The sequence below is a fragment of the Intrasporangium sp. genome, assembly GCF_036566125.1.
Lineage (GTDB): Bacteria > Actinomycetota > Actinomycetes > Actinomycetales > Dermatophilaceae > Intrasporangium.
In genome coordinates, this window is record NZ_DATCWX010000266.1 from 1 (window position 1) to 13,684 (window position 13,684).

The following is a 13,684-nucleotide window of genomic DNA, read 5'->3' on the forward strand; positions in this document are numbered from 1 at the left end:
TCCGCGTCGACGACGGGGGCCGCACGGTGGTCCAGGCGATGAATCCCGAGTTCATGACCCAGATCGCCTCCGGTGCGGCGCTGGCCGAGGTCGCCGAGGACGCCAAGGCCCGCATCAACCGGGCCCTCGACGCCGTGGCCGGAGCTGCGACGGCGTGACCTGACCCCGCCCCAACGATCGAGTGAACAGCTTTCGGGGTCCGGTCACCCCGAAACCTGTTCACTCGAACGGGAGGAACCCCCAAAAGCTGTTCACTCGATCGTCAGTCGCCAACGGGCGCCGGGCCCTTTGGCCCTGTTGCCACGCGCCTGACAAGGGTGTGCTGGTGCTCTGGCGAGTGCGCTGGAGGACGCCATGCTGCAGACCAGATCGACAACCCGCGTTGACCACGGCCGTTCGGGCGCGAGCGACCGCCGGGAAACGCGCCGTGGCTTGCCCGTCTTCGCGGTCGGGCTGGTCCTCATGCCAGTGGGCATCGGCCTCGGTCTGCCGCACGTCGCCAAGACGGGTCTGCAGCCCCTGTCGGTGGCGGGACTGATCGCCCTGGTCGGTGGCCTCGTCCTGCTCGTCGTGGGCGCGGTATCGCTGGTCCGCGCTCGTCGGGGCTGGCGGCGCTATCTCGTCACCCTTCCGGCCCTGATCGTCGCGGTGGTCATGGCGACGGCGGTGCTGGGACAGGCCGTGGCCCTGACGAACATCCCCGCCACCGAGCTGGGCGCCGCGACCCCGGCGGACCGTGGGCTGGCCTATCGGGACGTCGAGTTCGCCACGGGGGACGGGGTGACGCTGTCGGGCTGGTACGTGCCCTCCCGCAACGGTGCCGCGGTCGCGCTGCTCCACGGAGCCGGCTCGACGCGGAGCGCGGTACTCGACCATGCCGTGGTGCTGGCCGCGAACGGGCTGGGTGTGCTGCTCTTCGACGCGCGTGGTCACGGTCGCAGCGGCGGCACGGCGATGGACGGGGGCTGGTACGGAGACGAGGACCTCGGTGGCGCGGTCTCGTATCTCGCGGACCAGCCCGACGTCGATCCCTCGCGGATCGGCGCCGTCGGTATGTCCATGGGTGGCGAGGAGGCCATCGGCGCTCTCGCGGCGGACCAGCGGCTGCGGGCGGTCGTGGCTGAGGGCGCGACCAACCGGGTGTCCGGCGACAAGGCTTGGCTCTCCGACGTCTACGGCTGGCGCGGCGCGATCACCGAGCCGGTCGACTGGCTCGTCTACAACGTCGCCGACCTGTTGACCGCGGCGAGCCAGCCGACCACGCTGCGGTCGGCGGTGGCCGCAGCCCCGGAGACGCCGGTGCTCCTCATCGCGGCGGGCGCCGTCCCCGATGAGCTCAACGCCGCACGGTACATCCAGACGGCGTCGCCCGACTCGGTGCAGATCTGGGTCGCCCCGCATGCCGGACACGTCGGTGCGCTGGGCGCCGACCCCGCCGAGTGGCAGGCGCGAGTGAGCACCTTCCTTGGTGCCGCCCTTGCTGGTGGGTCAGCCGGTCAGCTCAGCGGTGAGCTCAGGTGAAGGCGCTGATCCCCGTCTCGGCGCGCCCGATGAGCAGCTTCTGGATCTGGCTCGTGCCCTCGTAGAGCGTCATGACGCGTGCGTCCCGGAGGTACTTCTGCACGGGATACTCGTCGATGTAGCCGTACCCGCCGTAGGCCTGCAGGGCGCCGTTGGCCGCACGGACGGCCGCCTCGGACGCGAAGTACTTCGCCTTGGAGGCCTCGACGCCGAAGGGCTCGCCCCGCTCGATGAGGTCGGCCGCGCGCCAGGTGAGCAACCGGGCAGCGTCCACGTCGACCGAGATCTGGGCGATGATGTCCTGCACGAGCTGGAAGGACGCGATGGGGCGGCCGAACTGCTTGCGCTCGGTCGTGTACTTCACGACCTCCTCGAGGCAGCCCTGGATGATGCCGGTGCACCCGGCTCCGACCGAGACCCTGCCCTTGTCGAGCGAGTGCATCGCGATCCGGAAGCCCTCACCCTCCTCGCCGAGCCGGGCCGACTCGGGCACGCGGACATCGGTGAGGAAGATCTCCGCCGTCGCCTGGCCGCGCAGGCCGAGCTTGCCGTGGATCTCGCGCGCCTCGAAGCCCGGCGTGTCGGTCGGCACCAGGAACGCCGAAACTCCCTTCGGCCCGTCGCCGCCGGTCCGGGCGAAGACGAGGCAGACGTCGGCCCAGGTGCCGTTGGTGATGAAGATCTTCTGGCCGTTGAGGACGTAGTCGGAGCCGTCGCGCCGAGCCCGGGCCTTGAGCGTGGCCGGGTCGGAGCCGTTGTCCGGCTCGGTCAGCCCGAAGCAGCCGAGCAGGGTGCCATTGGCGATGCCGGGCAGGTACTGGTGCTTCTGCTCCTCCGTGCCGTGCGACAGGATCACCTTGCCGACGAGGCCCATCGAGACCGACACGATCCCGCGGACGGACGAGTCGGCGCGACCGAGCTCCTCCATGCCGATGCAGTAGGTGATGTAGTCGCCGCCGAGGCCGCCGTACTCCTCCGGGATGGTCAGCCCGAAGAACCCGATCTCGCCGAGCCTGGGGATGATCGCGGTGTCGACGGACTCGCGGCGGTCCCATTCGGCGCGGTGGGGCAGGACCTCCTTGTCGAGGAAGTCGCGCGCGAGCGCCTTGAAGCCGAGCTGGTCCTCGGTGAGGGACAGGTCCATGGGTGGTCTCCTGGGATTGGGTGGCGATGATTCCGCGATGGTCAGCGACCGGTGAACTGCGGAGGGCGCTTGCCGAGGAAGGCGGCCGTACCCTCGCGCTTGTCCTCGCTCTCGTAGAGCACGGCCTGGGCGAGGCGCTCGACGACCTGGCCGGTGCGCTGGTCCGCGTCCATGCCGGCGCGGATGACGAGCTTGGCGAGTCGGGTCGCGAGCGGCCCGCGGGCGAGGATCGTCGCGGCGATCTCGCGGGCCCTGTCGATGAGCTCGTCCGGCTGGGTCACGGCGGTGACGAGCCCGATCCGTTCGGCCTCATCGGCGTCGACCATCCGCCCGGTGAGGACCAGCTCAATAGCCCGGCCGGTGCCGATGATTCGCGCGAGTCGCTGCGTCCCGCCGGCACCCGGGAGTACCGAGAGCGCCGTCTCCGGCAGGCCGAATCGCGCTGTCTGGGAAGCGATCCGGATGTCGCAGGCCATCGCGATCTCGCAGCCACCGCCGAGCGCGAAGCCGTTGACCGCCGCGATGGTGGGCTTGGGGAACTCCTCGACGAGGTCGAAGAGCCGCTGCAGGTCCGAGTCGAGCGCGGTCAGCTTGGTGTAGCCGGCCACCTGCGAGATGTCTGCGCCCGCGATGAACGCCTTCTCGCCGGCACCGGTCAGGACGACTGCACCGACGGCGTCGTCCGCGCGAGCGGTCTCGAGGACGGCCCGCAGGTCGAGCTGGACCTGCCGGTTGATCGCGTTGCGCACCTCGGGCCGGTTGAACGTCACGAGCAGCACGCCGTCCGTGACCCCCGTGAGAAGCGTCTCGAAGGGGCCGTAATCCGATTCCATGCTCACACGGCCTCCAGCAGCAGGGCGCCACCCTGGCCGACGCCGACGCACATCGTGGCGACGGCGCGCCTGGCCCCGCGGTCGGCGAGCTCGACGGCCGCCGTGAGCGCCAGCCTGGCCCCGCTCATGCCGAGCGGGTGGCCGAGGGCGATGGCACCACCGTTGGGGTTGACGTGCTCGGCGTCATCGGGCAGTCCGAGGGCGCGGAGCACCGCGAGCGACTGGGAGGCGAACGCCTCGTTGAGCTCGAAGAGGTCGATGTCAGCGACGTCGAGACCGGTCCGAGCGAGCAGGGCCTTCACGGCGGGGTCGGGGCCGATGCCCATGACACGCGGCTCGACGCCGACCGAGAGCGAGGTCGTGATCCGGGCGAGCGGCGTCAGGTTGAACCGCGACACCGCCTCTTCTGAGGCGATGAGCAGGGCTGCGGCTCCGTCGTTGACACCGGAGGCGTTGCCCGCCGTGACGCTGCCACCGGGGAAGATCGGCCGCAGCGCGGCGAGGGCCTCGAGGGAGGTCTCTCGAGGGTGCTCGTCGGTGTCGACCACGGTGACGGCGCCCTTGCGGCCCGGGACCTCGACGGGGACGATCTCACGTGCCAGCCGACCCGACGAGATGGCCTTGGCGGCGCGCTCCTGCGACCGGAGCGCGAAGGCGTCCTGGTCCTCGCGCGATACGTCGTACTCGTCGGCGACGATCTGCGCTGTGCCGGGCATCGAGTCGGTGCCGTAGCGCTCCTCCATCCGCGGGTTGACGAAGCGCCAGCCGATCGTCGTGTCGTGCACCTCGGCCCGGCGCGACCAGGCGGCATCGGCCTTGGGCATGACGAGCGGGGCGCGGGACATGCTCTCGACCCCGCCGGCGATGATGAGATCGGCGTCACCGGCCCGGATCGCACGGGCGGCCGCTCCAACGGCATCGAGGCCCGAGGCGCAGAGCCGGTTCACCGTCATGCCGGGCACCTGGACCGGCAGGCCCGCGAGCAGCCCGGCCATCCGGGCGACGTTGCGGTTGTCCTCGCCCGCCTGGTTGGCGCAGCCGAGGATGACGTCGTCCACCTGCCCCCAGTCCACGGCTGGGAGGCGGTCCACGAGGCAGGAAAGGACGTGGGCAGCGAGGTCGTCGGTCCGCACGGGAGCCAGCCCAGCGGCATACCGGCCAATGGGGGTACGCACCCCCGCGACGAGGTAGGCGGTGCTCATTCCGACACCCCTGCGTAGCGGTCGCGCAGCTGGTACTTGAGGATCTTGCCGCTCGGCGTCCGCGGCAGCTCGTCCAGGATGTCGAGTCGCTCCGGCCAGTACTGCCTGGCCACCCCCCGCTCGCGGAGGAAGTCCTGCATGTCCTGGAAGCTGAGGGTGGCCCCCGGCTTGAGGGTCACGCAGGCGACCGCACGCTCCTGCAGCCGCTCGTCGGGCATGCCGACGACGGCCACGCCCTCGATGCGCGGGTCCTCGTAGAGGGCGTTCTCGACGTAGACGACCGGGATGTTCTCGCCGCCGCGGATAATGACGTCCTTGGTCCGCCCGGAGAGCTTGACGTAGCCGTCCTCGTCGATGATGGCGAGGTCGCCGGTGTCGAACCAGCCGCCTTCCTCGAAGCTGGCCCGCGTCATCTCGAGTCGCTTGGCGTAGCCGACGAAGAGGAACGGCCCGCGCACCTGCAGACGCCCCTCCGTGCCGGCCGGAACCGGCTCGCTGTCCCCGAGCCCGGCCGTGCGGATCTCCATGCCCGGCCACGGGTAGCCGTCGGTCTCGACGATCTTGTCCTCGGGGTCACCGGGCCGGCTGAGCGTGACGAGGGCGTTCTCGGTCTGTCCCCAGCCGCCGAGGACGAGCATCCGGGGCAGGATCTCCTTGGCCAGGCGCACCATGTTGCGCGGGATCGGCGCGCCCATGCAGCAGAAGCGGACGAGGGTGTCGACCTTGCGGTCCCTGATCCCCTCGACCGACAGCGTGTCGTGGAGGAAGGGCGTCGCGGCGGAGGTGTAGGTGATCCCGTGCTGCTCGATGAGGTCGATGAAGACCTTGGGGTCCCACACGTCCTGGAGCACGCCGGTCGCGCCATTCTGCACGGGAAGCCTTGCGCCGTAGAGGAACCCGGTGAGGTGGGCCAGCGTCGAGGCCATGTGGATGACGCTGTCGGAGCTGATGCCGAGCCGCTCGGGGAGCGGGTTGTTGGCGGCGACCGCCGTGTTGTGGGTGTGCATGACGCCCTTGGGCTCGCCGGTCGTGCCGGAGGTGAAGATGAGGAGCGTGACGTCGTTGGGGTCCGGTCGCAGCGCGGCGAGCGACGCGGGATCCCGCCGCTCCTCCCACGGCGTCGCCATGAACTCCTCCCAGGAGTCCGGCGCCTCGGGGCCGCCGACCACGAGGACGTGGTCGAGGGCTGGCCACTCGGGGCGCAGCTCCTCGATCATCGCGACGTGGTCGAAGTGCCGGAACTCTCGCGGCACGACAATGAGCTTGGACTCGGCCAGGCCCACCATGAAGCCGACCTCGCGGGCCCGGTAGATCGGGATGAGCGGGTTGCTCACGACCCCGATCCGGGTGCAGGCGTAGTGCAGGACGACCCAGTCGATCCAGTTGGGCAGCTGGAAGGAGACGACGTCGCCGGGCTGGATACCGAGCTCGAGCAGGCCCAGGGCGCAGCGGTCCACCTCGGCGCGCAGCTGCCCGTAGGTGACCTCGCGGCGGGAGTCGATGAAGGCCACCTTGTCCGGCGTCCGCTCGGCCCAGTCGTCGAGGTAGTCGGTGATGGTGCGGTCGACCCAGTAGCCGCCGCTCGTGTACTTCTCGATCAGCTCGTCGTTGAGGATGGTCTCGAAGGCCATGGTGCAGTCCGTTTCAGCTCATGGTCAGGCCGCCGCTGACGCTGACGGTCTGTCCGGTGACGTAGGTGGAGTCGTCCGAGGCGAAGTAGGCGACGGCGCCCGCGACGTCCTCGGGCTGGCCGAGGCGGCGCAGCGGGATGGCCTTGGTCAGGGCCTCGCGCAGCTTGTCGTTGTCCCCGGCGAACTCGGCGAACAGCTGCGTGTCGGACGGGCCGGGGCACACGACGTTGACGCGGACCTGTTTGCGAGCCATCTCCCGGGCCATCGACTTGGTGAACGCGATGACGCCGCCCTTGGCCGCCGAGTACACGGCCTCACCGGACGAGCCGACCCGCCCCGCGTCGGAGCTGATGTTGACGACCGAGCCGGAGCCCTGCTCTGCCATGATCGGCAGGACGGCCTTGCTCGTGTTGAGCACGCCGACGAGGTTGATCCCGATGATCCTGGGCCAGAGGTCGCGCTCGAGGTCGAGGAAGGGAGCGGCCTTGTCCCAGCCGGCGTTGTTGACGAGGACGTCGATCCGACCGTAGCGGTCCTTGACGTCGGCGACCATCGCCTCGACGGAGTCGTAGTCGGACACGTCGCAGCCGACGCCGACGGCCGACGCGCCCAGCTCGGTGGCGGTCTGCTGGGCGCCCTCGGCGTTGACGTCGGTGACGACGACAACCGCGCCCTCAGCCGCGAGCCGCTCGGCGATGCCGCGGCCCAGGCCACGGGCTCCGCCCGTGACGATGGCGATCTTGCCTTCAAGCCTGTTCATGGTGTTGTTCCCTTTCAAGACAAAGACGGTGTCGTATGCCGCTGGGCCGGCTTCGCGTCAGGGCGCGTACTTCCGGCCCAGCAGGTGACGGGAGATGACGAGCTTGGAGACCTGGGCCGTCCCGTCCCCGATCTCGAGACCGATGACGTCGCGGAGGCGCTGGCCGACCTTGTGCTCCGACGAGTAGCCGATGTGGCCGATGGTGAGCAGGCACTGGTGGATGACGTCGGCGGCGAGCTTCGGTGCCCAGAACTTGGCCATGGCCGCCTCCGAGCTGTGCTCGAGGTCGTTGTCCTTGCGCCAGAGGGCCTCGAGGCACACGTGCCGGGCGCCCTTGAGGTACGTCGCCGCCTCGGCCAGGGGGAAGGACACGCCCTGGAAGGTGCCGATCGGTGATCCGAAGGCCTCGCGGTCCCGGGACCACTGGACCGCCTCGTCCAGACTCGCCTGGGCCGCGCCGATGCAGAGCAGCCCGATGATGGCCCGCGAGTAGTCGAAGCCCTGCATGACCGAGACGAAGCCGTCGCCCTCGTTGCCGATCAGCTCACCCCGGCTGACCGGCGTGCCGTCGAAGTGCAGGCTGGCACGGCCGATGGCCCGGCTACCGAGGTCGTCGAAGGCGCTCCGGCTCACGGTCGAGTGGTGCAGGTCGACCCAGAAGGCGCTGACGCCGCGGGCGCCCGGACCGCCGGTGCGGGCGAGCACGACGGCCCGGTCCGCGGCCATGCCGAGGGTGATCGAGGTCTTCTCGCCGTGGAGCGTCCAGCCGTCGCCGTCGTCGGTCGGGTTGGCCTTGAGCTCGAGACTGGCGGCGTCGGTGCCATGCCCCGGCTCGGTGATGCAGATGGACGGCACCGTCTCGCCGGAGGCGATGCCGGGCAGCCACGCCGCCTTCTGCTCGTCCGTCGCGTTGCGGACGATGATGTCGCTGATGAGCGCGGTGTTGATGATGAGGTAGCCGGCATTGAAGTCCTCGCGGCCGACCTCCTCGGCCGCGATGCCGGCGATGACCGCGGTCGCGTCCTGGCCGCCGTACTCCTCCGGGATGCGCAGGCCGGTGAGGCCCATGCCCGCCATGTCGAGTGCCTGCTGGCGCCGGAACTCGGCGGCCTTGTCATCCGACTGGTAGTGCGGGGCGAGTGTCTTGACCGCGAACCTGCGCACCTCGTGGGCGTAGGTCTCCTGGTCCTCGTCGAACGCGTAGTGCATCGTCGCTCCTTCGCTTCCGGTCGCTTGCGACTCGGTGGCGGCTCAGTGCCAGGTGACCTTGCTGTTGAAGTCGGGCTGCCGCTTCTCGGCGAAGGCCTTGGCGCCCTCCATGCCCTCGTCGGAGACCGCGAAGAGGTCGAGTGCGGTCATCGCCATGTTGGAGAAGCCGGCCTGGTGGTCGGTGTCGGCGTTGAACGACTGCTTGAGGAACTTGATCGCGGTCGGGCTCTTCTCGTTGATCTCGGCTGCCCACGCCTTGGCCTCGGTGAGCAGGTCGGCGCCCGGAACGACCTTGTTGACCAGGCCCATCGCGAGGGCCTCGTCGGCGGAGTACTGCCGGCACCAGAACCAGATCTCGCGGGCCTTCTTCTCGCCGACGACGCGAGCCAGGTAGGCGGAGCCGAAGCCGGCGTCGAAGGAGCCGACGCGGGGGCCGGCCTGCCCGAAGCGGGCCGAGTCGGCAGCGATGGAGACGTCGCAGAGGACGTGCAGCACGTGGCCGCCTCCGACCGCGACGCCGTTGACCGCCGCGATGACGGGCTTGGGCACGTCGCGAATGAGCTTGTGCAGGTAGCCGATCTCGAACATCCCGGACTCGCTCGGGCCGTAGTCGCCCGTCTCGGCGCGCTGCTTGACGTCTCCGCCGGTGCAGAAGGCCTTCTCCCCGGCGCCGGTGAGGATGATCGAGCGAACCTCACGGTCGGCCCACGCCGAGCGGAAGGCCTTGATCAGCTCGTCGACCGTCTTCGCGCGGAAGGCGTTGTACCGCTCCGGGCGGTTGATCGTGATGATCGCGGCGCTGTCCTCGACGACGTAGAGGATGTCCTCGTAGTTGCTCATTCGCCTGCTCCGTTGCTTGTTGAATGTACGTTCATTCAATAGAGTAGGGACCGTTCAGCCGTCCGTCAACGGGTGGCTCGAGAGTGAGGAAGCAGTGTCGACACAGACCCAGAGCACGAAGGACCAGCGGATCCAACGCCGACGGTCGGAGATCCTGACGGCGGCTGTGCAGCTCTTCCAGGAGGACGGTTATCACTCGACGACCACCCATGCGGTGGCCGAGCGGGCCGGGATCAGCGTGGGCCTGATCTACCAGTACTTCGGCAACAAGGAGGACCTCCTTCGCGCCGCCATCGTCGACATACTCGCCGACTTCCGGGATCGAGTTCCTGCGGCCATGGAGCAGGCAGGTAGCGACCCCGAGGCGCGGATCCGCGTGGGGTTCCGCACCCTGGTCGAGGTGATCGACGAGAAGCCGGAGGCGACGGTCCTGTCGTACCGCGAGAGCATGACGCTGTCGAAGGAGGGGCGCGACGAGATCAAGGCGCTCGAGATCGAGACGGCCGAGCCGTTCCGGGCCGCGCTCCTCGATGGCATGACGTCAGGCGACTTCCGCGACATCGATGCCGATCTCGTCGTGCACAACCTGCTGCTCACCGCCCACGGCTGGGCCCTGAAGCAGTGGCGCCTGGCGCGGTGGCTCGACCTGGACTCCTACGTCGAACGGGAGCTCGACCTGCTCCTCCGCGCCATCCGCCCCTGACCATCGAATGTGCCCTCCCCGCCGCCCCTCAGCCCGGCCGCATGCGGCCTGGGACGAATGACGGGACGAGATCCCTCTGCCGCCCGAGCCCGGGCTCGGGAGGAGAAACCCATCCCGTCACATGGCCCACCGTTCAGCGGAGTGGGCCGTAAACGCTCGGGCGCGAACTGCGCACTCGACGCAGAGCCAGCCCGGCGGCATACGGCCTGGGACGAATGACGGGACGAGACCCCTCTGCCTCCCGAGCCCGTGCTCGGGATGAGAAACCCGTCCCGTCACATGGCCCACACTCGACCGGATGGTCAGGAGTGATCAGGGGTGGTCGGGTCAGGTGCGGTTTGGGAGGGGTCGAGCGAGACGGTGAGCAGGATGACGCAGTCGGTCAGCGCCTCCACGCCGTGCCGCTCGTCCGGGATCCGGACGATCTGACCTGCGTCGACGACCCAGTCGGGAAGCGTGCCCTCGGGAGTCGGCTCGGCGCTGTAGAGCCGGGCCGTCCCCTCGATGAGCTGGAACGACGCGGCCGGAGGTGACGTGTGCTCCGCGAGGGCCGTTCCGGCCGTCATCGCGATGAGCACCGCGCGCTGGTGCCGGCTGGCCCACAGCACGCGAGTGCCCTTGCCGTGCCTGGACTTCCGGGCTTGCTCGAGGGCCACCCGACCCTCGGCCGTGAGGTCGTGCACGTCCTGGGTCTCCGGCGCATCGGCACGTCCGCTGTCGACCGGGGTGAGCGGACCGAGCGTGTCGATGCCCAGCCAGGGCGCTCGCTCCGTCACTGCACGCGCTCCCAACCACGGCTCGGCGCGCGGCTCCCGACCGCTGTGCCCTCTCGCTCGTCCTTGCTGCGATAGACGATGTAGGGCCGGGTGATGTAGCCGATCGGCGCCGAGAAGACGTGCACGAGCCGGGTGAACGGCCACAGCGCGAAGAGGAAACAGGCCGTGAGCGCGTGGAGCTGGAAGCCGAGCGGGATGCCGACCATGTGCTCGGGGTCGGGGTTGCCGGAGAAGATCCCCCGGAACCACAGCGAGACGCTGTCGCGGTAGTTGAACGCGTGACCCCCCTCGGACCCGAGCCCGAAAATGCTCGACGCGATGGTGTTCCACATGCCGAGCGCGATGACGAGACCGAGGAAGAAGTACATCGTCTTGTCCATCGGCGTGGTCGCCGAGAAGACCGGCCCGACGGTGCGCCGGCGGTAGATGAGGATGACCATGCCGACGAACGCCGCGACGCCGGCCGCCATGCCGCCGATGACCGCGGCCCAGTGGTACATCGTCTCGCTGATCCCGATGGCGTCGGTCCACGCCTTCGGGATGAGCAGGCCGCCGATGTGCCCGATGACGACGCCGAGCATCCCGAAGTGGAACAGGGGGCTGCCCCACCGGAGCAACCGGGTCTCGTAGAGCTGGGAGCTGCGCGTCGTCCAGCCGAACTTGTCGTAGCGGTACCGCCACCAGTGCCCGACGACGAAGGTCGCGAGGCAGAGGTAGGGGAAGATGACCCAGAGAAACGTGCTCACGAGCCTGCTCCTACGCGAATGGTTGGGAACGTGGCCGACTCGGCCACGCGGGTCGTCGGGGGGTGCAGGGGAGGCCCCTGCGGGTGCTCGTTCAGACGGGGGTCCAGGGCGTAGCCCTCGAGGCCGACCTCCTCCTGGGGCGGCCCGGCTTCGACGAGCTTGCGGACCGCGTCCACTCCCTCGCCGTCGAGCTCGGGCAGCGTCCCCGCGAGGGCGACGAGCACCTGCTCCCACGGGGAGCTGCGGTCGGCGAGCGCCAGCCGGAGCATCTCGATGCCGGCCCGGTGGTCGTTGAGCAGCTTCCACGCCGCGTCGACGTCGGCCGTGGCACCGAACTCGAGGACGACGCCGAGGTGGTCGGGCAGCTCGTCAGCCGTCAGCTCCATGCCCGACTTCCGGTAGGCCTGCTTGAACTGCACGAGCGCCACGCCCCGGCGACGGGTGTCGCCGAAGGTGAAGTACGTCAGGTAGAGGCAGCACTTGCGCGTGTGGTCGAACGTCTCGACGTAGGCGCGTTGAACGTCCTCAAGGGGCTGGGACGCCACGTGGTCGAGGAACGAGCCCAGCGGCATACGGACTCCAGCTGGCAACCCGGCGGCGGCGCGACGGATCGTGGCGTGGGACTCGGCCCACTCCGGCGTCGGGTAGTCCAGCAGGAGCGAGACCGCCTGCCACGCAACGCGCAGCTGCTCATCCGGGAGCCGCCGCGACGCCTGCGAGCGGGCCACGCGCCGGAAGGGGTTCACTGGTGGTCCTTCCGCTTGGGGAACAGGCCGCCGGGCTTGCCCTTGCCGTCCCAGTTGAGCAGGTTGACCCGGCCGCGCTTGCTCCCTCCGCTGACGAGCTCGTCCGAGGTCTGGCGCTCCTCGAGCATCCGGAAGTTCTCGACGGCGACCGGGGTGAGGTCACCCGAGCCCTCGCCGAAGACGCCGGACGTCGGCTCGTAGTCGAAGTCGACCGGGCACTCGGTGGCGAGCTCCTCGAGGCCGTGGGCCTGCTCGACGTGGGCGGTCGGGATGACGTAGCGCTCGTCGTACTTGGCGATGGCCAGCAGCCGGAACATCTCGTACATCGCCTCGGCATCCATGCCGACCGACTCGGCGATCGCACCGTTGGGGTCGCCACCGAGGTTGATGTCGCGCATGAAGGACCGCATCGCGGCGAGCTTCCTGAGGACCTCGGTGACCGGTGCGGTGTCGCCGGCGGTGAAGAGGTTGGCGAGGTACTCGACGGGGATGCGCAGGGTGTCGATCGCCGCGAAGAGGTTGTTCTGGTCCTCGGCGTCGTGCCCGGTCTCCTTGATGACGTCGACGACGGGCGACAGCGGCGGGATGTACCAGACCATCGGCATCGTCCGGTACTCCGGGTGCAGCGGCAGGGCCACCTTGTAGTCCTGGATGAGCCGACGCACCGGAGACTTCTTGGCCGCCTCGATCCAGTCGAGCGGGATGCCGGCCCGCTCTGCCTCGCGAGCGATCTCCGGGTCGTTGGGGTCGACGAAGACGTCGCACTGCGCCTCGTAGAGGTCGTGCTCGTTCGCCACCGACGCCGCCTCGAGCACCTTGTCGGCGTCGTAGATCATCAGGCCGATGTAGCGAAGCCGGCCGACGCACGTCTCGGCGCAGACGGTCGGGATGCCGACCTCCACGCGCGGGTAGCAGAAGGTGCACTTCTCGGCCTTGCCGGTCTTGTGGTTGAAGTAGACCTTCTTGTACGGGCAGCCCGACACGCACATGCGCCACCCACGGCACTTGTCCTGGTCGACGAGGACGATGCCGTCCTCGCTGCGCTTGTAGATCGCGCCGCTCGGGCAGCTCGCAGCGCAGCTCGGGTTGAGGCAGTGCTCGCAGATGCGGGGCAGGTAGAACATGAAGGTCTGCTCGAACTCGAACTTCACCTTGTCCTCGATGCCCTTGAGCATCGGGTCCTTGGCGGCGTGTTCCATGCTGCCGCCGAGGTCGTCATCCCAGTTCGCCGACCACTCGACGTTCATCTGCTTGCCGCTGATGAGCGACTTGGGCCGGGCGACGGGGAAGGTGCTCGTCGCGGGTGAGTTGAGCAGCGTCTCGTAGTCGTACGTCCAGGGCTCGTAATAGTCCTGGATGGACGGCAACTTCGGGTTGGCGAAGATGGAGAACAGTTTCTTGATCCGCCCGCCGGCCCTGGGCTTGAGCCGGCCCGTGCGGGTCCTGGTCCAGCCGCCCTGCCACCGCTCCTGGTCCTGATAGGTACGCGGATATCCTTGTCCGGGACGGGATTCGACGTTGTTGAACCACACGTACTCGACGCCGGACCGGTTCGTCCACGCCTGCTTGCACG

Annotated in this window: 14 protein-coding genes; 3 read left to right on the forward strand and 11 right to left on the reverse strand. The window is 69.3% G+C overall.

Translation table 11 applies throughout. From position 1 onward, the window contains the following. Positions 1 to 158: DUF302 domain-containing protein (locus VIR15_RS21245; protein ID WP_524538104.1), on the forward strand; the 158-nt coding region annotated here is incomplete at its 5' end. Between the two features lie 274 nt (positions 159 to 432). Then, positions 433 to 1,521, forward strand: coding sequence for an alpha/beta hydrolase (locus VIR15_RS16550; protein WP_331929718.1), 1,089 nt, complete (start codon positions 433 to 435; stop codon positions 1,519 to 1,521). Here the strand turns inward: VIR15_RS16550 and VIR15_RS16555 are convergent. Genes VIR15_RS16555 through VIR15_RS16585 form a run of 7 tightly spaced genes read right to left on the reverse strand, consistent with a single transcriptional unit; the run spans position 1,514 to position 9,140 of the window. After that, complete coding sequence (locus VIR15_RS16555) at positions 1,514 to 2,665, reverse strand: acyl-CoA dehydrogenase family protein (protein WP_331929720.1); 1,152 nt, start codon at positions 2,663 to 2,665, stop codon at positions 1,514 to 1,516. The genes VIR15_RS16550 and VIR15_RS16555 overlap by 8 nt on opposite strands. A gap of 41 nt (positions 2,666 to 2,706) precedes the next feature. Then, positions 2,707 to 3,498, reverse strand: a complete 792-nt coding sequence (locus tag VIR15_RS16560) for an enoyl-CoA hydratase/isomerase family protein (RefSeq protein ID WP_331929722.1) — start codon at positions 3,496 to 3,498, stop codon at positions 2,707 to 2,709. A 2-nt stretch (positions 3,499 to 3,500) separates the two neighbouring features. Then, positions 3,501 to 4,700, reverse strand: a complete 1,200-nt coding sequence (gene pcaF / locus VIR15_RS16565) for a 3-oxoadipyl-CoA thiolase (protein ID WP_331929724.1) — start codon at positions 4,698 to 4,700, stop codon at positions 3,501 to 3,503. Then, on the reverse strand, positions 4,697 to 6,331 hold the full coding sequence (locus VIR15_RS16570) for an AMP-binding protein (RefSeq protein ID WP_331929726.1): 1,635 nt from the start codon (positions 6,329 to 6,331) through the stop codon (positions 4,697 to 4,699). The genes pcaF and VIR15_RS16570 overlap by 4 nt, the downstream gene beginning before the upstream one ends. Before the next feature lie 13 nt (positions 6,332 to 6,344). Beyond that, complete coding sequence (locus VIR15_RS16575) at positions 6,345 to 7,091, reverse strand: SDR family NAD(P)-dependent oxidoreductase (protein ID WP_331929728.1); 747 nt, start codon at positions 7,089 to 7,091, stop codon at positions 6,345 to 6,347. Positions 7,092 to 7,148: 57 nt separating this feature from the next. Continuing rightward, positions 7,149 to 8,300 carry an acyl-CoA dehydrogenase family protein gene (locus VIR15_RS16580; RefSeq protein ID WP_331929730.1) on the reverse strand — a complete coding sequence of 384 codons (1,152 nt, stop codon included), beginning with the start codon at positions 8,298 to 8,300 and terminating at the stop codon, positions 7,149 to 7,151. Between the two features lie 42 nt (positions 8,301 to 8,342). Further along, on the reverse strand, positions 8,343 to 9,140 hold the full coding sequence (locus tag VIR15_RS16585) for an enoyl-CoA hydratase-related protein (RefSeq protein ID WP_331929732.1): 798 nt from the start codon (positions 9,138 to 9,140) through the stop codon (positions 8,343 to 8,345). Between the two features lie 94 nt (positions 9,141 to 9,234). On the opposite strand from VIR15_RS16585, the gene VIR15_RS16590 reads away from it, so the two are divergent. Beyond that, on the forward strand, positions 9,235 to 9,843 hold the full coding sequence (locus tag VIR15_RS16590; protein WP_331929734.1) for a TetR/AcrR family transcriptional regulator: 609 nt from the start codon (positions 9,235 to 9,237) through the stop codon (positions 9,841 to 9,843). Positions 9,844 to 10,145: 302 nt separating this feature from the next. Here the strand turns inward: VIR15_RS16590 and VIR15_RS16595 are convergent, their stop codons facing one another. The 4 genes from VIR15_RS16595 to narH form a co-directional block, all read right to left on the reverse strand. Next, the gene (locus VIR15_RS16595; RefSeq protein WP_331929736.1) at positions 10,146 to 10,619 is read right to left on the reverse strand and encodes a cupin domain-containing protein; all 474 of its coding nucleotides are present in this window, start codon (positions 10,617 to 10,619) and stop codon (positions 10,146 to 10,148) included. Then, positions 10,616 to 11,365: a respiratory nitrate reductase subunit gamma gene (narI, locus tag VIR15_RS16600; protein WP_331929738.1), complete on the reverse strand. Its 750-nt coding sequence runs from the start codon at positions 11,363 to 11,365 to the stop codon at positions 10,616 to 10,618. Before narI ends, VIR15_RS16595 begins: the two co-directional genes overlap by 4 nt. Continuing rightward, positions 11,362 to 12,111, reverse strand: a complete 750-nt coding sequence (narJ, locus tag VIR15_RS16605; protein ID WP_331929740.1) for a nitrate reductase molybdenum cofactor assembly chaperone — start codon at positions 12,109 to 12,111, stop codon at positions 11,362 to 11,364. The genes narI and narJ overlap by 4 nt, the downstream gene beginning before the upstream one ends. Beyond that, positions 12,108 to 13,684 (reverse strand): nitrate reductase subunit beta (gene narH / locus VIR15_RS16610; RefSeq protein ID WP_331929742.1); only part of this gene is annotated, 1,577 nt, incomplete at its 5' end. The genes narJ and narH, both read right to left, overlap by 4 nt.